Below are 23989 nucleotides of genomic sequence, written 5' to 3'. Positions count from 1 at the left end.
TCCTCATCGACCTCAACTAGTCTGCACCAACAGACAACGCATAAAAGTGAAGCGGCCCGGGGAAACCCGGGCCGTTTTGCTTTGCTGAGGGTCAGATCGGGTGAACACGCACCGGTGACATGCCTTGACCGCGGACGGGCGGGGTATCAGAAACAGGCGCAGGAAATTACCCGTCCCCGAACAGTCCGGAGCCCGCCATGAGCAAACCCGAAAAGCCGTATCGCAAGCGTGAGATCGGGGGGCATGCCCTGTCGCCGGAAACCCTGATGATGAGCTATGGCTTCGATCCGAAACTGTCGGAGAATTCGATCAAGGCCCCGGTCTTCCTGACGTCCACCTTTGCCTTTGATACAGCCGAGGACGGGGCGGCCTTCTTCCGCATCATGGGCGGCAAGCGCCGGGACGGGGATCCGGAAGCGGCCGGCCTGATGTATTCGCGGTTCAACAACCCGAATGTCGAGGTGCTCGAAGACCGGCTGACCCTGTTTGACGGTGCGGAGGAAGCGGCTGTCTTTTCCTCGGGCATGGCCGCGATCTCGACCTCGATCCTGGCGCACGCGAAAACCGGGTCGGTCATCCTGCATTCCTCGCCGCTCTATGGAGCGACCGAAAATTTCATCCGCAAATACATGCCCAGCATCGGTGTGAAGAATGTTGAATTCTTCGCCAGTGCCGGTGAGGCGGAGATTCGCAAGGCCGCCGAAGAGGCCATGGCCCTCGGCCCGGTATCGGTCATCTATACCGAGACGCCGACCAACCCGACCAACAATCTCGTGGACCTGGTGGCGTGCGTCGCTATGGCCGGCGAGATCGAGAAGAAACAGGGCAGCCGTCCGGTCATCATGACCGACAACACCTTCCTGGGACCGATCGGTCAAACACCGCTCAGCCTGGGCGTCGATATCGTCATCTATTCCCTGACCAAATATGTAGGCGGTCACAGTGACCTGATTGCCGGCGGGGCGCTGGGATCGACCGCGGCGCTGGCCCCGGTTCGCGCGCTGCGTTCCATGATCGGTACCAATCTCGATCCGCATACGGCCTGGATGCTGATGCGCTCCCTCGAAACCGTGAAGCTGCGCATGACAGCCGCCTTCGACAACGCCCGGTCGGTCGCCGAATTCCTGCGCGATCACCCCAAGGTCGACAATGTCCGCTATCTCGGCTTCCTCGAAGAGGGCTCACGCGACGCGACCGTACATGCCCGTCAGTCAAGCGGTGACGGGTCGACCTTTGCCTTTGATGTCGAGGGTGGCGAGGCGGGAGCCTTCCGCATGCTCAATGCGCTGAAAGTGATCAAGCTGGCCGTGTCGCTCGGCGGGACGGAGAGCCTGATCTGCCATCCCGGATCGACGACCCACGCCGCTGTTGACGAGGATTTGCGCGAGCGCCTCGGTTTCACGGCAGGCCTGGTGCGCATGTCGATCGGGCTGGAAAACCCCGACGACCTGATCGCTGACCTCGCACAGGCGCTCGACGCGGTCTGAACCACTCACCCGGCCCCACCCCGATCACGACAGGCAGGAGGCATCCGTGCCGCAGGCCCTTGATTTAAACCCGGACGAACGAGCCGCGCTCGACTGGATCGACACACGCGCTGACGGCATGATTGCGACCGTTAAGGACTGGGTGCGGATCAATTCCGGCAGCCGCAATGCCGAGGGACTCGAGGCGATGCGGCGCGAGCTGGAACGGGTGTTCGCCGAGACCGGCGGTACGATCCGGGCCGTTGAACTCGATCCCGTCACGTCGGTCAGCCCTGAGGGCGTCGTCGGCGAGCAGCGTTTTACACCTTCCTTCCATTTGAGTGTGCGTCCGGAGGCACCGGTGAAGATTGTCCTGACCGGGCATCACGACACCGTGTTTCCGGTATCCGACAGCTTCCAGGACTGGCGGATGCTGGATGATGACACGATCAACGGGCCGGGTGCGGCGGACATGAAGGGCGGGATACTGGTGATGCTGCATGCCCTGCTGGCGCTGGAGCGATCCCCGCATGCGAAACAGATCGGCTATGACGTGCTGATCAGCCCCGACGAGGAGATCGGTTCGCTTGGTTCCGGCCCGGTGATTCATGCGCTCGGGTCGAAAGCCCATGTCGGCATGACCTATGAACCGGCTCTGGCCGACGGCTCACTCGCCGGCGCGCGCAAGGGATCGGGCAACTGGTCGCTGAAGGTCAGCGGCAAGGCCGCCCATGCGGGCCGGGAACACCATTTGGGGCGCAATGCAATCACCGCCGCGAGCGCGTTCGCGCTCGGGCTGGACGATCTCAACCGCCAGCGCGAAGGCGTGACATTCAATGTCGCGCGCATTGATGGCGGTGGCCCGCCCAATGTCGTGCCGGCCAATGCCGTCGTCCGTTTCAATGTTCGGGTCGGTGACACGCAGGACCAGGCCTGGGTAAGCCACGAGCTCGACCGCCTGACACAGGAAACCGGTCAGCGCGATGGCATTGCCGCCGAGCTCCATGGCGGTTTTACCCGGCCCGCCAAGCCGATGACGCCGGCCAATGCCAGGATGTTCGAATGGACACGGGCGGCCGGATCGGCGCTCGGTCTCGACATTCGCTGGAACGATACGGGCGGGGTCTGTGAAGGCAATAATCTGTGGGCGGCCGGATGCCCGAATGTCGACACGCTCGGCGTGCGCGGCGCGGCCATTCATTCCCACGAGGAAATCGCCATTCTTTCAAGCTTTCCCGAACGCGCGAAGCTGTCGGCCGTGATGCTGATGAAGTTCGCTTCGGGACAATTCGATGCGCGCGAGGCCCGTTCTCTCGCCGCGTCGGTTTAGGGGACCCACATGCTGATTGTCCGCGCGGCGCGCCGCGACGATATCGACGATTTTGTCTCTCTGGCCGCTGCGGCCGGGACCGGTTTCACCAGCCTGTCGCTCAGCCGGGACGACCTGGCCGAACGCCTGGAAAAGTCGGCTGTGGCGTTCGAAACTTCGCCCGATGGCCCGGGCGAGGAAATCTATCAGCTGATGCTGGAAGACAGCGAGAGCGGCCGGATTCTGGGGTGCGCGGCGGTCAAGGCGGCGGTCGGCATTTCCAAGCCCTATTTCGACTTCAAGATTCTGACGATGGCGCAGGCTTCAAAGGAAGCCGATCGGCGCTTCGACATGGATTTCATGATGCTGGTCAACGATTTCGCTGGCGCGACCGAAGTCGGCTCTCTGTTTGTGAGTGAAGCCGCGCGGGGGACCGGTGCCGGGCGGCTCGTGGCCCAGACGCGGTACCTCCTCATGGCGGCGGACTACGGCCGCTTCGGTGACAAGGTGCTGGCCGAATTGCGCGGCGTGGTCCGCGAGGACGGGTCGTCACCCTTCTTCGATCATGTCACGCGGCCCTTCTTCCGCATGACGTTCGACGAAGCCGACCGGATGAGTGCGGCGACGGACAACCAGTTTATCCTCGATCTCATGCCCAATCATCCGATCTATCTCGACCTGCTGCCGAAGGAGGCGCGCGAGGTGATCGGCATCACCCACGACCAGGGCGTCGGGGCTCGCAAACTGCTGGAATGGGAAGGCTTCACCTATGACCGCTATATCGACATTTTCGATGGCGGTCCGCTGATGTCGGTTCCGACCCGCCAGGCCCGCACGGCGCGCGAGAGCCGCCGGGTGACGGTACATGCGGCGACAGCGATCGACGAACCGGTCCAGGCCATTGTCTCCAATGACTTAGTGGACGGGTTCAAGACCACCGCGGTTCTGATCGAGGCGGATGCCGAGACCGCCCGAATTCCGGCCCCGGCCATGGCCGCGCTTGGCCTTTCTGACGGGGACCAGGCCCGTATCTGGACACGCGAAGGATAAATCATGCTCACCGGACAATGCTTCATCGCAGGACGCTGGCAGACGGGCAGGGGAGAGGCGCTGGTCTCGTCCGACCCATCAAGCGGTGCCGAGGTCTGGTCCGGGGCGATGGCGGACAGTGGCGATGTGGACGCCGCCTTTACGGCAGCGCGCGCGGCCTTCCCCGGCTGGGCGCGGCGTCCCTTTTCCGAGCGCCGCGATATCGTGGAACGCTTTGGAGCACTTCTGGCCGACCGCAAGGACGATCTGGCGCAACTGATCGCGCGGGAAACCGGGAAACTGCTTTGGGATTCGCAAGGCGAGGCCGCGGCGATGGCCGGCAAGATCGCCATATCGCTCAAGGCCTATGATGACCGGACCGGAAGCAGCGAAAGCGACACCGCATTCGGTCATGCGCAACTGCGCCACAAGCCGCTGGGCGTCATGTTCGTCCTCGGCCCGTACAATTTTCCGGGGCACCTGCCGAACGGTCATATCGTTCCGGCCCTGATCGCGGGGAATACTGCCGTCTTCAAGCCGTCCGAACTTACACCGGGTGTCGGGGAATACATGGTCCGGCTATGGGAAGAGGCAGGGCTGCCCGCGGGCGTTCTCAACTTTATTCCCGGCGGGCGCGACGCGGGGGGCGCGGCACTCGACCATTCCGATCTCGACGGCGTCCTGTTCACCGGCTCGCATGCGACCGGGCAGTTCATCCATCGCAAGTTCGCCGGCCGCACGGGCATCCAGCTGGCGCTGGAAATGGGCGGGAATAATCCGCTCATCATCTGGTCCGCCGGAGACAGTGATGCGGCGGCGCGCATGGCCGTGCATTCGGCTTACATCACCACCGGCCAGCGCTGTTCCTGCGCCCGGCGCCTGATCATTCCGGGCGGCGCGCCCGGAGACGCGATCGTCGACGCGCTGGCGGACTATGCGCGCCGCCTGCCGGTCGCGGCCTGGAATGATCCGGGCGAGGCCTTCATGGGGCCGCTGGTTTCCGCGCAGGCCGCGCGAACCGTTCTGGCGGCGCAGGCTTCACTGATCGCCAAGGGCGCACGCCCCATTGTCGAAGCGGAACGGCTCGAGCAAGGAGAGGCCTTTGTCAGCGCCGGTCTCGTCGATGCGACCGGTCTTGATCTGCCGGACGAAGAAGTCTTCGGGCCGCTGCTGACCGTTTACCGCGCTCCGGATTTCGACGCGGCGATCGAGCTGGCGAATGATACGGCCTATGGCCTGTCGGCGGGACTGGTCAGCGAAGAAAGCCGGCTCTGGGACGAATTCTGGACCCGGTCACGGGCCGGGATCGTCAACTGGAACCGTCCGACGCCGGGGGCGGCCAGTACCATGCCCTTTGGCGGGCCCGGCCAGTCCGGCAATCTGCGCCCCAGCGCCTATTACGCGGCGGATTATTGTGCCTATCCGGTGGCAACCCAGGCCGCCGACACGGTCGAAAGCCTGCCGATCAAGGGGCTCGAATGAGCGCCGTCGAAGCCAATTTTGACGGCCTTGTTGGACCGACCCACAATTATGGTGGCCTGTCGGACGGCAATCTCGCCAGCGCGAAGAACAAGGGGCTGATCTCCTCGCCGCGCGCTGCGGTGATCGAGGGCATCGTCAAGGCCCAACGCCTGTCCGAGGCCGGACTTGTTCAGGGTTTCCTGCCACCGCATGAGCGGCCCTTCCTGCCCTTCCTGCGTCAGGCGGGTTTCAGCGGGAGCGATACGCAGGTTCTTGAAAAAGCGTGGAAAACCGTACCGGGCCTGGTCCGGAATGCCTATGCCGCCTCGCCGATGTGGGCGGCGAATGCGGCGATGGTGTCGCCCTCGGCCGATACCGGCGACGGACGGCTGCATTTCACGCCAGCCAATTTGCACACCACGCTGCACCGCTCGCTGGAGGGCCCGCAAACCCGCCGGTCGCTGCAATGGGCGTTCGGCGATAAGGATCGCTTCGCGGTGCATGATCTGTTGCCCGCCCAGCCCGCCTTTGCCGATGAAGGCGCGGCGAACCATGTCCGCCTGTGCCGGGCGCATGGGGAGGCGGGCGTCGAGATATTCGTTTATGGACGCGAAGCCAGTGAAGCCTGGAGCGGGGCCTTCCCCGCGCGCCAGACGCTGGAAAGCTGTCAGGCGATTGCCCGCTCGCACGGGCTGGATCCGAAGCGGACGGTGTTCATCCGCCAGTCACAGGACGCGATTGATGCCGGGGCGTTTCACAATGACGTCGTCTGTGTCGGCACGCGCGAAACGCTGTTCTTCCATGAAAAGGCTTTCGCCGACCGCGAAGGCGCGATGGACGCGATCCGCCGCGCAGCCGACGGCCTGTTCGATCCGGTCTTCGCTGAAGTGCGCGAGGAGGACGTGCCGATCCGCGACGCTGTGACGAGCTATCTCTTCAATTCCCAACTCCTCGTCTGGCCGAATGAAGACCGGCTGGTGCTGGTCGCCCCGGTCGAGACCGAAGAGACGGAAACGACACGGGCGTATTGCGAGGCGCTGGTCTCAGGTAATGGCCCTGTCGGCAAGGTGGATTTCGTTGATGTGCGTCAATCCATGCGCAATGGCGGCGGGCCGGCCTGTCTGCGGCTGCGTGTCGTGCTGACCGCGGCCGAACAGGCGGCGGTCAAGCCACAGGCTTACATCACGGCGGACCGGGCCGATGCCCTGATTGCCTGGGCGGAACGCCATTACCGCGAAAGCCTGGCACCGGACGAATTGCGCGACCCCGCCCTGATGGAAGAAAGCCGCGCGGCGCTGGATGCGCTCACGCGGCTTCTCGATCTGGGCGACGACTTCTATCCCTTCCAGCGGAGCTAGAGCGCGGCGGCCTGGATCACTCGCTTGTCGTATCGTCGGCCGTCACTGAAAAGCGGATTTGTTCAGAATTGGCTTCGTAGACCTGGATGACGATGTCACGGAAGCGGATGGTCTGAGACGAGGCCGGATAAGTCAAATCCTGGAAGAATGACTGCCTCGCCAAATTGGCATCGGTGTATTCGCGGTAACTCATCCGGATCGAGTTTTCGTCACGACCGGAATAGATAATTTCGTAATTTTGCCCTTCAGCCTCGATGTTTGTTCGTTCGTCGACGACGGGCTGCACCGAGCCCGGACCTCCGTCTGTCTCATAGCTGTAGACCAGATATACGGGTGGATATGCAGAGAGATTCAGGACGCTGTCTTGCAGTGCACCCGATTGATCAAACAATATCCCGTACATGCCAAATACGAAGAATTGATGCTCTTCGCCATCGAGAATCGTCCGTCCGCCAAGCCGGTAGCGTTCGCCGGCGCGGAAATTCGTATTTATACCAAATCCATTATAATAAAAGTCATTTACAATTTCAACTTCGGATGAGGAAAATCGATCTATTCTATAATCTTGGACGCGTATCATTGGATTTCCGACGAACGCGCTTGTTTCTTCATTAATGGTGTAATTTCTTTCGGAATGCTGCTCACTGCCCAAAAAGGCCGGGCCAGCGTCGTACTGGACACTGGCACATGCTGAAACCAGGCCCATCGACAGGCCTGCAATGATTGCTGACGTCCGCATAATTTCCTCCCCGAGCGGCGTTGTTAATCTGGAATTCTATAAAAGGATTTCGGGCTTATGCCACTAGAGCGCGGCGGCTTTCTTCGTCAGCCCGCCGCCATCGGCATATTCCTGCGTGCCCTTGGAATAGACCTTGTCGCCATCGAGGATATCGCGCGGGCGATTTTCGGTCAGCTTGGGCAGGCGTTCGTAGAGCGGCGCAAAGTCGGCATAAGTCGCTTCCATCAATTCGTCGAAGGAATCGATGACGAAATAGGTCTGCTGGAAATCGTCGTAGCGGTAGTCGGTGCGCATCACCCGCTCCAGATCGAAATGGATCCGGTTGGGGGAGCGGGCTTCCAGCGAGAAGATCGATTCGGCCTTGGACGAGACGATCCCCGCGCCGTAGATCCGCCGGCCCTCGGGCGTGTTGATGAGGCCGAATTCGACCGTGTACCAGTAGAGCCGCGCCATGTTCTTGATGGCGTCGAATTCCAGCGAGCGCAGCCCGCCCTTGCCATAGGCCTCCATATAGTCGGCGAAAACCGGCTGGGTCAGCAGCGGCACATGGCCGAAGACATCGTGGAAGATGTCAGGTTCGGGCAGGTAGTCGAGCTTCTCCGCGTCGCGGATAAATCGCCCGGAGACAAAGCGCCGGTTGGCGAGGTGTTCGTAGAATTCCTTTTCCGGGATCAGACCCGGCACGGTGATCACCGTCCAGCCGGTCAGCTTTTCCAGCTTCTCGTTGATCCGCCGGAAGTCGGGGATACCGCCATCATTGAGATTCAAGAGTTCGAGCCCCTTGAAGAACTCGTTGCAGGCCCGGCCCTTCAGAACGCCCATCTGGCGTTCGTAGAGCGTGGTCCAGACGCCGTGTTCCTCTTCGGAATAGAGGTCCCATTTCTGGTCGATGGAAAAATCGGCAGCGGGCGTCTGTTCGGCGACGACCGGATCATTGACCGGCATGTCAGTCTCCCAAACTGGTTACATTTGAAACTATCCTAGCGCGTTCCGGGGCGGCTGGCGAGACGTCAGGGAGTCGCGGCAGGTAGTATGATTTTAGACTACTCGCGGGAAAGCGCATTGTTCCGGCACGGGCCTTGGGGCAGAAGAATAGGCGGGCGGGGAAACACTCCGGGAGACCCGATTCATGCTCAGACCTGTTGTTCTCGCGCTGGCCGTCCTGCTGCCAGCCCTGACCGGTATCGCGGAGGCGCAAAATCGCGACCTTCGAACCGTTTTCACTGCACCGATCGCGATCGAACGGAGCGAGCCGGTCACGGAAATCCCGATAGATTTCAGGTTCGGAAAGCTGTTCATCGCGGCGCGCGTCAATGGCGAGGACAGCGAATTCATCTTCGACACGGGCTCTCCGACAATCCTGTCGCGTGCCTTAGCCGATACGCTGGATCTGGTCACCATCGGGCAGAATACCGGCGTTGATGCCAACGGAACGGCGGTGACGATGGACGTTGCCATTGCGGCATCCATCGAGCTGGGCGGCGTGCGTTTCATCGACGTGCCGGTACTGGTGTTCGACTATTCCGGCGTCGATCCCGGAGGCTGCATTTTCACGGGCGGTGTGATCGGCTCGGAAATTCTTCCCGGAAGCGCCTGGCGGATCGATATGCAGCGGATGACGCTCGGCATTGCCGAAAGCACTGATGTCTGGCCGGCGGCAGAGGATGGTATCCGGACACCGCTTCATGATTTCGGCTACCCTCACGCACCCGTCATCGACTATTCGGTCGGCGACATCTCCGACCGGGCCCTGTTCGATACCGGCAGTCCCGATCAGGTCGCGCTGTTTGCCCGCGTTGCCGAACACGAAAGTGTCCTGGACGGTTTCGTTGACGGTTCGGTGATGCGGGGACGCGGGTATGAAGGGGTGTCGGCTGGCGGAAGCGGTGATCTGGAACCACTCATCCGCGCAACGCTGAGTGATTTCCGTGCCGGGAGCCATCAGCTCGGACCAGTTCGCGCGTCCGTGCGCGGTGTTCCGCCGACCCTTCTGGGTGCCGGTATTCTTGATCGGCAAATTGTCACGCTGGACTATCCCGCCGGGCAGGTCTTGCTCGCGGCGAGATCAGAACCAGCCGAAGCCCGTCGCGAGGCCGGTTACGGGGTCCAGGCCATCGGCGGCGAGGTCCGGATCATGCGCGTCTTTGACGGGTCACACGCCGCGTCTGCAGGGCTTGAACCCGGTGCCCGGGTCCTTGCGATTGGTGACCGGTCGCTGACGAGCGAAACGCCGGAGACGCAGTGTGACACCGTGCGATGGCTGCTGGACGGTTTTGATCCAGCGGACGCCCAGTCCCTGCTCGTCGACGGGGAGGAGGGTCCGGTTGTTATCAACGTGCCGGCAACCGAGTAGAAAAATGCCGCCCCGGACAGGCCCGGTGCGGCATTCTTCAGATCGTGTACTGACGGGGTCTATTCGTTGACGCAGGTCAGATTCAGGATCGCCTCACAGCGGCCCGTCCGGCAGATGTCGTTCTCGCCGATATGGATCGTGCGATAGCGGCGTCCACGGTCAACCGTGAAGTATGCGGCCTGGCGGTAGCCCGCTTCGCGGCAGATATAGTCGGCCGCTGCCGTATCACAGTCGCGACCGCCCGAACCCAGGCACCGGTCAATGGCATAGCCACGGATTTCCGGAACCGGGAAGAAGGCCGCGCCGATCCCTTCGACTTCGCCATCAATCGGGCCCCGATAGCCGCCGCCCGGACGTCCCGGTCCGCCGGGGCCACCCGGACCTCCCGGATAACCGCCGCCAACGCGGCGCATCGAGGAGATCGTATTGTCGAAGCGGTAGGCACCCAGATCCGCGATGGATTCGGAGAAGGTCCGGCACTGGCTGCGGAAGTTGGAGTCCATGCAGAACTCCCACGTCTCGCCGCGCGCGATAGCGATGGACTCGGCACGATCATTGAAGCCGGTCCGGTTCAGGTCATAGGTGTCGGACTGGACGTCATAGCGCTGACCGGAGAAGTTGCGGCCGTCGAACAGGCGCACGCCGTCGCGCGGCTCATAGCCACTGCCCGGACCACCAGGGCCACCTGGGCCTCCGGGACCACCCGGGCCACGTCCCCCCGGTGCCGCCGAGCTGATCTCACCGGCCAGACGGATGACCGACAGGTCGCGCACGTCGCCCGTGATATCGCTGCAATTGCCGCCAAAGTTGGCGTGCTGGCAGACCCGCCAGGACCCGCGGCCGTCGAAGCGGGCCGAGCGCGCGCGATCATTGAAGCCGATGGTGTTGAAATTGCCGACAGCAGTGTCGAGCGTCACGGACTGGCCAGTATAGTTCGGCCCGGCATAGAAGGTGATCGAACCGTCGCGGCCGCCATAGCCACCGCCGCCACCACCGCCGCCACGTTGCACACGCACCGAGCTGATCTGGTTGTCGAAGCGGCCCAGATTGCGCTCATCGGACGTCACATCCAAGCACTGGCTGCGGAAATTGGCGTCCATGCAGACTTCCCAGTTTCCGGAGACAACGCGGATCGACGAGGTGCGGTCGTTGAAATTCTGGCGCTGCAGGTTTTCCGCATCGGCATTGAGCGTCAGCTCCTGCCCGCCAAAGCCGGGATAATCATAAAGGACGATTTCGGGGGGACCGGCGTAAAATTCGGCTGTCTCTGGCGGCTCCTGGGCCTGCGCCGCACCGGCGGCAAGGCAGATGGCAAGGACGCTTGTTACCGCGCCGAAGCATGTTGTCTTGTGGCTCATACTGGTCTCCCTGACTCCTTCGTGTACTGTATCCCGTGCATGGTCTGACACGGCGACATTGAATGCGGGCCAAGCCGGTCAGTCACCCGGCATTCATCCCTGTAGGGTTAATTTCCATCCCCGCCTTCCGGTTCCGAATTCTGCCGTCGTCCAAAGAGACCCCGCAACAGGGTCTCGGCCGGATCTTCAGGCTCGTCGGTTTCCTCGCCGCCGGTGCCGTCGTCATCGTCATTGCTGCCCCCCAGACCCAGCGCCGCGCCGAGTGCACCGCGTAACGCGTCTTCAGGATCCTCGCCGCCGATGGCCCCTTGCACCGCGCCCTGCAGCAGGGCGCGCCCGACAGCCTCGGTATCGATGCCGATGGACGGGTTGTTGAAGCTGCCGCGGATTCGGATCGGAACGGTAATGCCCTGCATGTCTCGGCTGCCGCCCTGGCCCTGCAGGCTGGCGACGGCGCGCGGGCGCAGGCGGTAGTCGAGTGTCTGGTCGCCGATATCGACGGTGCCATTGCCCTCAACCCGGATCAGGGGTGACAGCATCAGGAAATCGTTATTCGTCGCGACTCCGTTGGCGATGGTCACGCTGCCTTCCAGTGAGGAGAAATCGGTCTCTTCCTGGTCACCAAATCCCTGCGGCAGGCTGCCGGAGGTGAGTGAGGCCTGAACCGTTCGCAGGGCCTGGGCGAGATTGACGCCGCGGATGGCTCCGTCGGCGAAATTGAAGCGCGCCGAGCCGCCAAGCCCGTCCATGATGGTCCGTGTCGTTGCGCCGGACGTCAGCAGATCAATTTCCATACGCCCCGTGCCGGTGAGGCGGTCGAAGCCTGCGGCGGCTTCGAGGAAGGGACCGGCGGCCAGCGATGACAGATCGGCGTCGAGCGAGAAGGACGGCGTCGCGCCGCGCCCGTTGGCGACCACGACGGCGGAGCCATTGCCTTCATAGAGCGCAAAGCGCGTCAGGGTCGCCTCCAGCCGGCCATTGTCGAGCACGGCGGTCAGGGCGGCGTCCGTCACCTCGATCTCGTGAACGACGAGGCGGCCCGTTTCGACCCTCAGGTTGGCGTCAATGACGCGGAGTCCGGAGAGGTCGATTGGCGTGTCCGGCCACGGCGCGAGCCCGCCGCCACCACTGCCTTGCGACGGCGCAGGCAAGTAAGGGTTGATGTCGAGTTCGGGGATGGAAACATTCCCCGTCACGCGCGGGCGCGCCCGGTCAAGCGCGACAGCGAGATCGCCCGTCGCGGTCAAATCATCAAGGCGAACGGTGGCCCCGCTAAGGGCGATATTCGCCATCGAACCGGACAGCGTCCCGCCCGCTTCCAGCCGGTTGAGATTATCACCGGCGGGCAGGGGCGAGCCGAGGAAGCTGGCAAGCGCCCTCAGTGAGGGGACGGTCAGGTCCAGCCTGCCGTCAGCGGCGAAATTCTCGCCCTCGCGCAGCGCCCCGTCGAGTTCGAGGTCGATCAGCCGCCCGCCGAGGCGCAGGCGCAAATCGGTCTGCTGGCCCTCGAATACGCCGCGCAGCGAGCCAAGGCGCGCGTCGAACGTCAGGGCTTCGCCTTCGGCCGTCAGTGAACCGTCGATCTCGAGTGGTTCGTCCACGCCGGGCATGGCGATGGCGAGGTCGAGCCCCTCGATCCGTTTGGTCTCGCCGCCATCGGTAAAGAGGACCAGCCCGTCCTCAATGCGGATATCCCCCAGCGAGGCCTCCAGCGGCAGAGCGCCCGGGCGGCGCACGAAGCCTTCGGACGGGGGCGGGGTTTCGGCGTCCTCGCGCACCGGGCCGAGTGTCCAGTTATTCGCGCCGTTGCGCTGTTCGAGCCGGATGACCGGTTCGACCAGGACGAATTCATCGACGATGACATTGCGCGACAGGAGCGGCATCAGTTGCACCGCGATGCGCATCTCGCCCATTTCGGCAAACGGGTCGTCACCGAATCCGTCCGCATTGGCGATGGAAACGTTTTCCGCGCCGATCTCGACGCGCGGAATGAAGCGGATCGAGACGTCGCCGCCGAGTGTGACCTGGCGGCCGAGCTGGGCGCTGGCGGCCTGCTGGGCCCGGTCGCGATAGACGCTGTCGGGGATCAGGAAGGGCGCGAAGAGGGCAATGCCCACGACCAGAACGATGACGGCAATGATGATGGTCAGGATACGGCGCACGGTGAGTGTCTCCGTCGAGTCGGTTGTCAGGCCCCCGCCCGCTGGAGTCGATCCTACACCGGGCGCGCGCGAATTTCACGGCGTGACCTTGGGGGGGTGCGCCTTTATCATGCCACCCCGCCGGAGCGGCAATATATCAAGGGGGAGGAAGATATGAGCCATCCAGTCGTCCACATGGACCGGCGCAGCGTGATCATGGGGCTGGCGGCCGGGACCGTCATCCCTTTAAGCGGCTGTACCGGCGGATCGAGCGGCCTGTTTTATTCCGAGGCCGATATCATCACCCTGTCCGATCAGGCCTGGGCCGACGCGCTGCGCCGCGAGCGCCAGCTGCGCGACCCCTATTATCTATCCCGCGTCGAGCGGGTGGGGCGGGCCATGGTGCCGGCTTCGGGACAGACCCATCTCAACTGGGAATTCGTCGTCCTCGACAATGACTCGGTCAATGCCTGGGTCCTGCCCAACGGCAAGGTCGCCTTCCATAAGGGCCTGCTCGACCTGATGGACGAGGACGGTCATGTCGCCGCCGTCATGGGTCACGAAATGGGCCATGTCGCCGGCCGCCACGCGCAGGCGCGTGCCAACCAGCAGCGCGGAGCCGATATCGGCATGCAGATCGCGACCATCGCGCTGCAAAGCCAGGGCGTGGATATCGATCGCAACACCGCCGCCATCCTCGGCGCGGGCGTGACCTATGGCGTCATCCTGCCTTATTCGCGTCAGCACGAATTCGAGGCGGACCAGCGCGGTATCGACTTCATGGTCGCCTCGGGCTACCGCGCCAGCGACGCGGTCGATGTGTGGATGGCGCTTTCGACCATGCACGAGCAATCGAACTTCGAGTTCATGTCGACCCACCCGTCCGACGATGCCCGCATCGCGGCCATGCGCGAGCACATCGCCGCGCGCGGATATGCCTGACCTGTCATTCGAGTGCGCGCGGTGCCGCAACCATCTTGCCGGATGGCAAAGCGGACGCTAGTTTCCCGCGCCTTGTCCAAGGGCCGCCTTAGCTCAGTTGGTTAGAGCGCTAGATTGTGGATCTAGAGGTCCCCCGTTCGAACCGGGGAGGCGGTACCATTTTCCTATTTGAATGATCCCGATTCTTTGGGCTCCTACCCGCTAGTATTTCAGCCAACGGTCATAATCCGTTGATCGCTCCCGGTACCGAGCGAGGATCGTCATTGCTGTTTCGTAGGGTAGTATCATCCGGCGTTCGATACCGGTGCCGTAGACCTCAAAGTCAAGTTTTTCGTAAAAGGCTTCCGAGCCGCCAATTGGTTGAAGAACGATGGCATACCCGCCATTGCTCTCCAAGGCGAGCGATGCCCGTAGAACCGCATCAAGCAGTGCTTGGGAACCCAGTCCCTGCCTTTGCCTGGTTTCTGTTACGCCTAGGTATTGAAGGCGAATGCATGGGAATCCGGCGGCTCGGCCGTGCGGAAACTTCTGGCGATGTTCGCCTTGAAGATTTTTTGTGTCTTCAATCGCCAATTGCAGCGAGTAAAAGGCCTCAACGCGATTGCTGTCTCCGGGACAGGTTACACGAACCCGGCTATCGAAACGTTTGTGACGTTTTATGGCTTCGTTTCGAATCCACCGGTTGATGTCGCGCTCACCGCAATCGAATCGGCTTAAATCGTGTGTGTCATCGAGAAGCGTAAAGTCAGGCAAGCGCTAGGCAGCTTCTGTTCTTGCCTTTTCAGCGGCCAGGCGCTCATCAAGCGTATCCATTAGCGCCAAGTGCCGGGTGCGATTTTTCTTGGAGGCACGACGCACGAACTCAAAGGCTTCCTGCCGGTCGGCAAAATAGCCATGAGTGCGGTCGGTCACAAACCCGATGAGGCGTAGAAGTCTTGTCATGCAGCCTATATAAGTACCCACCGCTTTAAACTCAAATCACAAATTGGGAAGGATCGCGCCACGGGTCGCCAAGTTTCCCGCAAAGAGAATGCTTTTCAGGCTTCATGTGGCGAGATCAAAGCTGAGCCAACCGCTCCTTATCTCACCCACACCTCGTCCAGCTCACAGTTGAAGTCGGCAGTGATGTTCGAGGTTTCGCGGGCGAGGACGTTGGCGTTTTCCTGGCGCGAATTGACGTAGGCGGTATGGCAGGTGCGGCCCTCGCCGAGATTGGTCACAACAAGATATTGCAGGTTCTCGCTCGTTTCGGGGTCGGTGACATTCCAGCGCAGAACGGTCGCGAAGGGCCGGGGTGAGTCATACTCCTCCGGATAGTCCTGCCCCATGGCGGCGTGGACCATGTCGTATTTGGCAAGCCGCCACTCGATGGTGAACGGGTCGGGGATTCCATTGAAGCCGATAGGCGTTTGTTGCCAGGCCATCTCATCGCGGCCCTTCTCGCCATAGCTGACATACATGCGCAGGTGCCGCTCGGCGACCCAGACCGGGATGCCGTCATGGCCCTCGCAGCGCCAGACAAAGTCGCCGGTTTCAGGCTGGCCCTCGATGACGTCGCAATCGGTGATGGAGATGCGGGTGTAGGCGCTCGACACGCCATTGCCGTTTCCGTCGACCATCTGTGCCGCGGCCGGCGCAGCCAGGGCGGTCAGCCCGGCCAGAATCAGAGCGTGGGTTCTTATCAGTGCGTGCGTTTTCATGGATCCCGTCTCCCCTTTGCCCGGCATTCAGTATCGGGCGAAGGGGAGGGGATTGTAAAATAATATCCGGGAGTTGGCCGTCAGTCCGCGCCGTTTTCGCGTGCGGCTTCCTCGGCCGCGACGCGTTCGGCAACGATCTGTTCGGCGGCCTCGATGCTCTCGACTTCCTCGATCGTGTCGACGCCACAGCGCATGCCGTCATCGGGCATGATGTATTCAAAGCCCGGTGAGCAGATGGTGCGCGGCCCGTCGATGGAGGTCGCCACACGAACGCCGAAACGCAGGCCGCGGCATTGCTGGCGCGTCGTGACGAGATAATGCCGGCTGACGCCGCCATTGAGGACGACATGCCGGTCATCAATGACCGAATAACCGTCAACACCACGCACGCGGACGCAGTCGCCGAAGGCGGGTGCGGCGAGGGCTCCGGCGACGATACCGGCGGCGAGTAGGGTATGGAATGCGGAAACAGGCCTGAATCGGGTCATGATTTTATTCCTTTGGTGACGTAGGAACTCCCCTGATGTCCCGCGCGCATTCTACACGATTTTCCATGACAGCAGGCTGAATAAGGCTGAACCGATGCAGACTGACGCCAAATCCCAGCGGATCGCGATAGCCGGCGGCGGCGTGACGGGCCTCTCCTGTGCGCTCGAACTCGCCCGGCGCGGGGCGCGCGTGACGGTGTTCGAAGCAACCGCCAAGGCCGGAGAGGGTGCGATGGCACGCTCCGGCGGCATGCTGGCCCAGGGGTTTGAAAGCGCGAACGAGGCGCTGGGGACGGTCTTTACCGGTCTGTCGGCACAGGCCCTGTCGCTGTGGCCGGACTGGGCCGCCGGGATCGAGGAGGCGTCTGGCCTCACAACCGGTTTTCGCCAGGCCGGGTCGATTGCCCCGGCAATGAAGCCGGACGACGACGCTTGGCTCGCCGGGCTTGCCGCCCGCGCTGAAGCGCAGGGCATCGAGGCCGCCCGGCTCGATGCGCTGGAAGCCCGCCAGCTGGAGCCCGGTCTGGGTGATGGCCTGACCAGTGCGCTGCACTTCCCCGGCGATGGCGAGGTCGACAACCGCGCGCTCGGTCCAGCGCTTGTTGCCGCCTGCGAGGCGGAAGGCGTGGAGATCGTCACCAATGCCCGCTTCGACGATCCGGCGGACGTTGCGGCCGACCGTATCATCCTCGCGACAGGCTGGTTTGCGAGCCTCGCTTCGGATCGCCTGCCCGAACTCGCGGCCATCCAGCCGGTGAAAGGCGAGATGATTGCCTTTGGCGGAGGCGGGCTGACGCTCGGCCAAAGCCTGCGCGGCTCGGAAATCTATCTCTCGCAAAAGGCCGATGGGCGCATTGTCGCCGGAGCGACCAGCGAGCCAGGAGCCACAAGTCTCGACGTCACGACCCGCGCCCGCACCAGGCTCCAGACGGCTGCGGCGCGCATGCTGCCCGCGCTTGGGCGGCAGGCGGTGATCGACCAGTGGGCCGGACATCGCCCGGGTACGCCCGACGGACTGCCCCTCATGGGGGCGTCGTCCGATCCGAAAATCGCGCTGGCGCTGGGCGTATTCCGCAACGGCGTTCTGCTGGCACCGGCAGTGGCGAAAGTCATGGCCGATTATGTGCTCGATGGTATTGAGCCGGACCCGGCCTTCGCGCCGGTGCGTTTCGGTCGTTAACCATGGATTAGCGCGGCGGGTTCAGCTTGGGGGCTGATTCCAGCTTTACCGGTGCGCGCAATCCCATGAGCACGATCTCTCCCGTCAATGAACGGCCCGACGCCCTGATTGCCCAGGCCGCGCGGGAGACCGGGGCCGATTTCGACTTCATGGTCCGAACCGCTGCGCGTGAAAGCGGCTTCGATCCGCGCGCGCAGGCCCGCACGTCGAGTGCGGCGGGGCTCTATCAATTCCTGGAGCAGACCTGGCTGGGGATGATGCATACGCGCGGCGCGCAGCATGGTTATGCGGCCGAAGCCTCCGCGATTACGCGTGGGTCTGACGGGCGCTATGCCGTCACCGATCCGGCGCGCCGCCAGGACATTCTCGACATGCGGTTCGATCCGCGTGCGGCGGCACTGATGGCCGGCGAGCTGGCTTCGGCAAACTCGGCAATCCTGGAAAACCGGATCGGGCGGACGCCGACTTCAGGCGAGCTTTATGCCGCGCATTTCCTCGGGGCCGGCGGGGCTGGCGACCTTATTGAGGCCGCCGCCAGTCAGCCAACGGGCCGCGCCGATGCGCTGTTCCCGGCGGCCGCCCGGGCCAACCGGCCGATCTTCTATGATGGCGGTCGTCCACGCAGTGCCAGCGAAGTGCTGGATGTGCTGACCGGCGGCGAGGCGGCGCGTCCGCCCCAGGCCTGGCCGGTGGACGACTCGCCGCAGCGCGACCTGCCAGCGCAACGATGGGTCTTTAACGATGTGGGCGGGCAGGGCGGTGCGCGCAGCTTCTCGGCGCGGTCTTCGGTCAGCGCCACGCCGGCTGGAGCCATCCTGTCGCCGGCGGTCGTGGAAATACTCGCCTCGCTCGACGCCCCCGCCCGTGGTGAACGCGAAACGTAAACGCTTTCGGGGCTTTTAAAGACTTCGTTAAAGCACCCGGTTGATCCTGTTCCAGAAGGCGAAATCCGATTCGGGGTTCCGCAAGCTGCGAGGGATGATCCATGAGCGTCGTCGCGATGCGCGCCCATTTATCCGAGGCCGACATCCGCCGTCTCGTGAAGGGGGAAAACCCCGAGGAGCGCGCGCTCGCGGCCCGCAAGATCTGCCAGCGTGTCGATGCGCCGACCCTGTCGCGCGAGGAGCGCGAGGCGGCCAATGCCATTATCGCCATGATTGCCGACGATGCCGTGGCGTTGGTACGCCGGGCGTTGGCGGTGACGTTGCGACGGTCGCAGCACCTGCCGCGTGATATCGCCAAGAAGCTGGCCGCCGACATCGACTCCATCGCCGTACCCGTCATTTCCGGAAGCCCGGTGTTTGATGACGCTGACCTGATCGAGATCATCAAGACGCAAGGCGCGTCCAAACAATGCGCCGTCGGTGCACGCGAACATGTCTCCGGAACAGTTGTGACCGAGATTGTCGCCCATGCCTGCGAGCAGGCGGTGGGGATCACCGCAGCGAATGATGGCGCGGAGTTTTCCGAAGAGAATTACGAGGCCGCTTTTGTGCGCTTCTGCGAGTCCCAGCCGGTCATGGATGCCTTCGTCGCCCGGTCCAGCTTGCCGGTCGAATTCACCGAGAAGCTGATTTCGCGGGTCAGCGCGCAAGCGATGGATCGTCTCGTGCGCGAACACGCCCTGCCGGCCCAGCTGGCGGTGGAACTGGCCGAAGGCACACGCGAACGCGCGACGGTCGATCTCGTGGACCAGGCCGGCGTTGCCGTCGACATGCGCCGCTTCGTGCAGCAATTGCAGATGAATGGCCGACTGACGCCCTCCCTGATCGTGCGGGCGGTCCTGCGCGGCCATATCGCCTTCTTCGAGCATACGGTCGCGGAAATGGCGGCGATCCCGCACTCGAAGGCCTGGCTGCTGATCCATGATTCCGGGCCGCTGGGCCTGAAGGCTGTCTTTGACCGGACCGGTCTGCCGCCGCGCATCTATCCGGCGATCCGAGCCGCGATCGATACGTTCCATTCGCTCGACATGAATGACAGCCGCGAGGCGCGCATCACCTTCCGCCGGCGTCTGGCCGAGCGTTCACTGACGCGGTTTCAGGGGCTTCCCGAAGAGGATATGGAATACATCCTCGCCCGGCTGGACGAGGACCGGATCGAGCCTCAGCCCGCCGCGCGCATGGCCGGCTGATCTTCCCACGGGGCGGCAAAGGCCGCGACCTGGGCTTCGAGTTCCTCGACCAGCGTTTTCCCGACAGCATTGTCGACCGTCTTGATGTTCTGGCGCAGGGCTGCACGGATCGCGTGGGCATGTGCAACGGCCAGAGGTGCGGGCGCAGCGGCGCGCTTGTCCTCGGTCTCGATCATCTTGCACAGCGAGGCCGCCATGCGGGTGATGATGGGATAATTGTATGTCGTGCCAAGGCCGCGCAGATCATGCGCGACGGCGAAGAGCTTGGCTCCGGCTTCACCTTTCACGCCCTCGGCCATGACAGCCTTGCCAGCTGCTTCCAGCTTGACGACCTCGGCTTCGAGCCATTCGGTGAAGTCATCGCGCATGTTGTCGAGCGCGGCTTCGGCGCGGGCAATGGCGGCGTCATCGATCGGGCCGACACGGCCACCGACCTTCACGCGCAGCATGTTCGGCGGGGTGATGACTTCGATGGGTTGTTGCTTGGCCATGGTTCTAATGTCCCTTTCAGGCCTGAGCGGCCGTGACGGTGCCGTCGATGGTTTCGGCATTCGGGCGTATCGGTTGGGAGCGGACCGTCTTCACGGCCTCGAGCGCCTCGACCAGGGTCGCGGCGGTAAACGGTTTGGGCAGGAAGACCGATGCGCCGGCGCGCGCGGCCTCGGCCTGATAGCGCGGGTCGGAATAGGCGGTGAGCATGATGACGGGCATGTCGGCATTCGGACCGACTGCGCCCTGGCGGATCGCCTTGATCAAGGTCAGCCCATCCATCGGTTCCATCTTCCAGTCGGTGATGGTCAACGTGATTTCGCCCGAGCGCAGGATCTCGATGGCCTGAAGCGCGTCGGCCGCTTCGGCGATGCGGGAAATCCCCAGGCTCGACAGAACGGCGCGCAGGGCACCGCGCAGCGCGGCACTGTCATCCACGACGAGTACGGAAAGTCCGCCCCCAACTGCCTGATTTGTTTCGGTTTTGGCGTTCACTGGTCCACCCGCCTTTTCTATCCTTGGCCGGGAAGATAGGGCAGGATGCTTAACATGCGGCTAAACGCTCAGGACTGAAATTGCTCGATCAGGATGCGCTCGCCCAGGGCTCGGCCCTGATCAAAGAGCATGGTCAGCTGACGCCCGGATTCTTCGCGAACCTCGACCCAGGTCACGTGGCGGAATTCCTGGCTGTCCGCGACGGCGGAAACCGGCCGGTTCTCGGGGTCGACGACATCAAAGCGCACCTCGCTGCCCTGTGGCAGCAAAGCGCCGCGCCAGCGGCGGGGACGGAATGCGCTGATCGGGGTCAGGGCCAGCACGCGGGAGCTGAGCGGCAGGATCGGCCCGTGGGCTGACGCGTTGTAGGCAGTGGAGCCAGCGGGTGTCGCGACCATAATGCCGTCAGCGGCCAGCTCGGCCAGCCGTTCGCGGCCATCCACGCTGATCCTGATCTTCGCCGTCTGGTGGGATTGACGCAGCATCGACACTTCGTTGATGGCCAGGGCTTCGAACGGGTGACCGTCTATGGTCTCGCCGCGTGCTCTCAGGGGCCGGATTTCCGCGCGTTCTGCCGTGGCCAGCCGGTCCAGCAGGCCATCCTCGGCATAGTCATTCATCAGGAAACCGACCGAGCCGAAATTCATGCCATAGACCGGGATTTCGCGCGGCATGGCGGCGTGAAGGGCGGCCAGCATCGCGCCATCCCCGCCCAGCGTGACCAGGATGTCGGCCTCGTCGACCGCGACGGCACCATAGCGCCGCTCCAGTGCAGCTTTCGCGGCCTGTGCATCGGCACGCGGGCTCGCCATGAAGGCAAGGGCCGGTGTGAAGTCTCGGGTCATGGGGTGCTGACAGGTCCGCCTTGGTTCACGCGGACCATTCAAGCGCTGTCCGCCATGCGGCGCAAGGAATCGTGTGCCTTGCCGGGCGTGTAGTCCCGGAAAATGCGTGCGGCACCGGCCATCGCCTGGTCCTCGATACCGTCATGGATTCGTCCGGATTTCTGCATAGCACGAAGGACAGTCGGATAGATTGATCGGTCTATGCGTGCAGCACGGCAGGCGAGGGCGAGAGTGCGGGCACCGGACAATGCCAGGACCTTGCGCCAGTCGTCGACCGAAAGGCCGCACAGGGCGGCGATCGCATGGTCAAAGACGATCTCCCGTCCTTCAGACAGGGTTTTCACGGCAAAGCCCGGATTGAGCTTGCCGGCGAATTGCAGCTTTTCGATCAGGCTTGCAGCACTCGTATCGCCGTCATCCGCGCGGGCGGCTTCAGCGGCGAATTCCGCTACCGGAGCAATTTTCGCCGGGTCAAGATTGAACCGGTCCAACAATTGGTCGCGTACCGTTGCGGACACCGTCGCGTAGAGTTTGCGTGCAATGGCTTCGGGCAGGTCGTGACGCCGGCTCAGGGTCTCGCCGCAGTCTGAATCGCAAATGGCGAATTCGGCACATCGAGTGAAACCGGTCTCGGTCAGGCTCGCCGTGGCGTTGTTGATCAGCGCGCGCATGACGTCAGGCTCGACCCGGTGGCAGAGCGCATCGCTGACAGCACCGGAAATACCGGGGCGCTCGGCGATCAGACAGCGGTGTGCCAGGCTTCTCGTTTCGGTCAGCTCGACCAGATCGGCCTCGGTCAGTCGCAGGCTGCGCAGGATGATGTCCCGCGCAACCGCCGGCGCATCAAAGGCGAGAAACCGGACAATGCCATGGGGGGCCCAGTCGCATTCGGCGAGTGCCGCGGCCATGGCGATGCGGACTTTCTCCTCGGCTTTGCGGGCCAAGGTAACGAGGATTTCGCCAGCAAGCGGCTCGGCCCGTTCTGACAGGGGGTTGGCGATGCAGATGTCGGTGATCGACAGGGCCAGGCGGCCATGGCTTTCGGGGTCGCGCAAGCGCGCCAATCCTGCCAGTGCTATCGCTGCATTGCCCATGACAAGGAACCGTCCGTCCCGTGAACCGTTTCGCGAATCATTGGTGAGTCGCTATGGTTTACGGCCCGTTAAGTTTCGCCGTCGGGAGGGCAATCCGTGCTGACTAATTCTCCGCCCGCAGCCCGGCTGCTAGACGCATTCGAGACGGTGCGGGCCCGGACGGAAGCCTTGGCCGCGCCGCTGAGCCCGGAAGACCAGTGTGTTCAGACCATGCCCGATGTCAGCCCGACCAAATGGCACCGGGCGCACACGACCTGGTTCTGGGAGACCTTCCTGCTCGGGGAGTTCAACAAGGATTACAAACCGTTCGATCCGGATTTCTGTTACCTGTTCAACTCCTATTACGAGCAGGTCGGCGAGCGCCATCCGCGCGCCGAGCGGGGGCAGATCACACGGCCCTCTTGCAGTGATGTTGCGGCCTACCGGGTATACGTGGACGCGGCTGTCCGGAACTTCCTGTCCAACGCCCCGGACGACCTGATCAGCGCCGTGACTCCAATCATCGAGCTGGGCGTAGGTCATGAGGAGCAGCACCAGGAATTGCTGCTGACCGACATCAAGCATGTGTTGTCACGCAATCCCCTGTCGCCCGCGGCCTATCCCGCGCCGGATTCCGCGCCGCGTGAAAACCCGGACCTGACTTTTACGGCGGTCGACGGCGGACTGGTCGAGACTGGTCATGCCGACGATGGATTTGCCTATGACAATGAAAGCCCGCGTCACAAGGTCTGGCTGGAGCCGTTCGCTCTTGCTGACCGACCCGTGACCAATGGGGATTGGCTGGACTTCGTGCAGGCCGGCGGATACCGGACCGCGACGCTGTGGCTGTCCGATGGCTGGGCGACGGTCCAGGCCGATGAATGGAGGGCCCCGCTGCACTGGCGTGAACGCGACGGTGTCTGGCGCGAATTCACGCTGCACGGGGAAACAGACCTCGATCCTGCTGCCCCGGTCTGCCACATCAGCTTCTATGAGGCGCAGGCCTATGCCGAATGGGCCGGGCTTCGTCTGCCCACAGAACATGAATGGGAACACGCCGCGGCGGAAAAGGCCGGGCTGGACGGACGCTTCATGGACGCTGGCCAGTCAGCGCACCCGGGGCCCGTCCCAGGCGGCAAATCGCTGGCGCAGATGTTCGGGGGTGTTTGGGAATGGACGCGATCGGACTACGCACCTTATCCGGGTTTCCGGACACCGGACGGTGCGGTGGGCGAGTACAACGGCAAGTTCATGTGTGGCCAGTATGTCCTGCGCGGCGGCTCATGCGCCACGCCGCCCGGCCATGTCCGGCGGACCTATCGCAATTTCTTCCCGCCCGATGCCCGCTGGCAGTTTTCCGGCGTCCGGATGGCACGGGACGCCTGACAGGTTTGCCTGAACGGATTTGACAGTGAACGCTGTTCAATCC

Annotated in this window: 22 protein-coding genes, 1 tRNA gene and 1 pseudogene; 12 read left to right on the top strand and 12 right to left on the bottom strand. The window is 63.3% G+C overall.

Translation table 11 applies throughout. The features are described 5' to 3' along the window. Nucleotides 1-197 precede the first annotated feature (197 nt). The 5 genes from V0U35_RS13825 to astB are packed head-to-tail and all read left to right on the top strand — an operon-like array spanning nt 198 to nt 6623. Nucleotides 198-1487 carry a cystathionine gamma-synthase family protein gene (locus V0U35_RS13825; RefSeq protein WP_330197354.1) on the top strand — a complete coding sequence of 430 codons (1290 nt, stop codon included), beginning with the start codon at nt 198-200 and terminating at the stop codon, nt 1485-1487. A gap of 46 nt (nt 1488-1533) precedes the next feature. Then, complete coding sequence (locus tag V0U35_RS13820) at nt 1534-2796, top strand: hydrolase (RefSeq protein WP_330197353.1); 1263 nt, start codon at nt 1534-1536, stop codon at nt 2794-2796. Between the two features lie 9 nt (nt 2797-2805). Beyond that, nucleotides 2806-3825 (top strand): arginine N-succinyltransferase, encoded by a 1020-nt coding sequence (gene astA, locus V0U35_RS13815; RefSeq protein WP_330197351.1) that lies wholly within the window; start codon nt 2806-2808, stop codon nt 3823-3825. A gap of 3 nt (nt 3826-3828) precedes the next feature. Next, on the top strand, nt 3829-5286 hold the full coding sequence (gene astD, locus V0U35_RS13810) for a succinylglutamate-semialdehyde dehydrogenase (RefSeq protein ID WP_330197349.1): 1458 nt from the start codon (nt 3829-3831) through the stop codon (nt 5284-5286). Further along, entirely contained in the window at nt 5283-6623 is a 1341-nt protein-coding gene (astB, locus tag V0U35_RS13805; RefSeq protein WP_330197347.1) for an N-succinylarginine dihydrolase, read from the top strand. The genes astD and astB overlap by 4 nt, the downstream gene beginning before the upstream one ends. A 16-nt stretch (nt 6624-6639) precedes the next feature. Here astB and V0U35_RS13800 read toward each other — a convergent pair whose 3' ends face one another. Continuing rightward, a complete protein-coding gene (locus V0U35_RS13800) occupies nt 6640-7362 on the bottom strand; it encodes a hypothetical protein (RefSeq protein ID WP_330197345.1) in 723 nt (240 codons plus the stop codon). A gap of 63 nt (nt 7363-7425) precedes the next feature. Further along, nucleotides 7426-8307, bottom strand: a complete 882-nt coding sequence (gene phhA / locus V0U35_RS13795) for a phenylalanine 4-monooxygenase (RefSeq protein WP_330197343.1) — start codon at nt 8305-8307, stop codon at nt 7426-7428. A 184-nt stretch (nt 8308-8491) separates the two neighbouring features. On the opposite strand from phhA, the gene V0U35_RS13790 reads away from it, so the two are divergent. Then, nucleotides 8492-9715, top strand: coding sequence for a retropepsin-like aspartic protease (locus tag V0U35_RS13790; RefSeq protein ID WP_330197342.1), 1224 nt, complete (start codon nt 8492-8494; stop codon nt 9713-9715). 59 nt (nt 9716-9774) lie between these two features. Here the strand turns inward: V0U35_RS13790 and V0U35_RS13785 are convergent, their stop codons facing one another. Continuing rightward, the gene (locus tag V0U35_RS13785) at nt 9775-11073 is read right to left on the bottom strand and encodes a beta/gamma crystallin-related protein (protein ID WP_330197340.1); all 1299 of its coding nucleotides are present in this window, start codon (nt 11071-11073) and stop codon (nt 9775-9777) included. 107 nt (nt 11074-11180) lie between these two features. Next, a complete protein-coding gene (locus tag V0U35_RS13780) occupies nt 11181-13235 on the bottom strand; it encodes an AsmA family protein (protein WP_330197339.1) in 2055 nt (684 codons plus the stop codon). 153 nt (nt 13236-13388) lie between these two features. Here V0U35_RS13780 and V0U35_RS13775 point away from each other — a divergent pair, with 153 nt between their 5' ends. Beyond that, entirely contained in the window at nt 13389-14156 is a 768-nt protein-coding gene (locus tag V0U35_RS13775) for a M48 family metallopeptidase (RefSeq protein ID WP_330197338.1), read from the top strand. Nucleotides 14157-14238: 82 nt separating this feature from the next. Beyond that, nucleotides 14239-14315 (top strand) — tRNA-His (locus tag V0U35_RS13770). Nucleotides 14316-14357: 42 nt separating this feature from the next. On the opposite strand, the gene V0U35_RS13765 is transcribed toward V0U35_RS13770, so the two are convergent. The 4 genes from V0U35_RS13765 to V0U35_RS13750 form a co-directional block, all read right to left on the bottom strand. After that, nucleotides 14358-14909, bottom strand: a complete 552-nt coding sequence (locus V0U35_RS13765) for a GNAT family N-acetyltransferase (protein WP_330197336.1) — start codon at nt 14907-14909, stop codon at nt 14358-14360. 3 nt (nt 14910-14912) lie between these two features. After that, the gene (locus V0U35_RS13760) at nt 14913-15098 is read right to left on the bottom strand and encodes a hypothetical protein (protein ID WP_330197334.1); all 186 of its coding nucleotides are present in this window, start codon (nt 15096-15098) and stop codon (nt 14913-14915) included. Nucleotides 15099-15235: 137 nt separating this feature from the next. Then, nucleotides 15236-15856: a hypothetical protein gene (locus tag V0U35_RS13755; protein WP_330197332.1), complete on the bottom strand. Its 621-nt coding sequence runs from the start codon at nt 15854-15856 to the stop codon at nt 15236-15238. Between the two features lie 80 nt (nt 15857-15936). Further along, nucleotides 15937-16344 carry a DUF6491 family protein gene (locus tag V0U35_RS13750; protein WP_330197331.1) on the bottom strand — a complete coding sequence of 136 codons (408 nt, stop codon included), beginning with the start codon at nt 16342-16344 and terminating at the stop codon, nt 15937-15939. Between the two features lie 43 nt (nt 16345-16387). Here V0U35_RS13750 and V0U35_RS13745 point away from each other — a divergent pair. From V0U35_RS13745 to spbR, 3 genes and pseudogenes are all read left to right on the top strand, one after another. Beyond that, nucleotides 16388-17524 (top strand): annotated as a pseudogene (locus V0U35_RS13745) (NAD(P)/FAD-dependent oxidoreductase); the annotation flags it as partial. A gap of 65 nt (nt 17525-17589) precedes the next feature. Then, complete coding sequence (locus tag V0U35_RS13740) at nt 17590-18408, top strand: hypothetical protein (protein WP_330197330.1); 819 nt, start codon at nt 17590-17592, stop codon at nt 18406-18408. A gap of 101 nt (nt 18409-18509) precedes the next feature. Next, nucleotides 18510-19658, top strand: coding sequence for a SpbR family protein (gene spbR / locus V0U35_RS13735; protein WP_330197329.1), 1149 nt, complete (start codon nt 18510-18512; stop codon nt 19656-19658). Here the strand turns inward: spbR and V0U35_RS13730 are convergent. From V0U35_RS13730 to V0U35_RS13715, 4 genes are all read right to left on the bottom strand, one after another. Further along, nucleotides 19631-20149, bottom strand: coding sequence for an Hpt domain-containing protein (locus V0U35_RS13730; protein WP_330197328.1), 519 nt, complete (start codon nt 20147-20149; stop codon nt 19631-19633). The two genes, spbR and V0U35_RS13730, sit on opposite strands and share 28 nt — an antisense overlap. 16 nt (nt 20150-20165) lie before the next feature. Further along, nucleotides 20166-20642 (bottom strand): response regulator, encoded by a 477-nt coding sequence (locus V0U35_RS13725; RefSeq protein WP_330197326.1) that lies wholly within the window; start codon nt 20640-20642, stop codon nt 20166-20168. 68 nt (nt 20643-20710) lie between these two features. Beyond that, complete coding sequence (locus tag V0U35_RS13720) at nt 20711-21487, bottom strand: NAD kinase (protein WP_330197325.1); 777 nt, start codon at nt 21485-21487, stop codon at nt 20711-20713. Nucleotides 21488-21525: 38 nt separating this feature from the next. Further along, nucleotides 21526-22581, bottom strand: coding sequence for a DUF2336 domain-containing protein (locus V0U35_RS13715; protein ID WP_330197324.1), 1056 nt, complete (start codon nt 22579-22581; stop codon nt 21526-21528). Nucleotides 22582-22677: 96 nt separating this feature from the next. On the opposite strand from V0U35_RS13715, the gene egtB reads away from it, so the two are divergent. Beyond that, the gene (gene egtB / locus V0U35_RS13710) at nt 22678-23946 is read left to right on the top strand and encodes an ergothioneine biosynthesis protein EgtB (protein WP_330197323.1); all 1269 of its coding nucleotides are present in this window, start codon (nt 22678-22680) and stop codon (nt 23944-23946) included. Nucleotides 23947-23989 lie beyond the last annotated feature (43 nt).

Source organism: Hyphobacterium marinum (assembly GCF_036330325.1).
GTDB lineage: Bacteria > Pseudomonadota > Alphaproteobacteria > Caulobacterales > Maricaulaceae > Hyphobacterium > Hyphobacterium marinum.
This window is presented reverse-complemented; position numbering and strand designations above follow the sequence as displayed.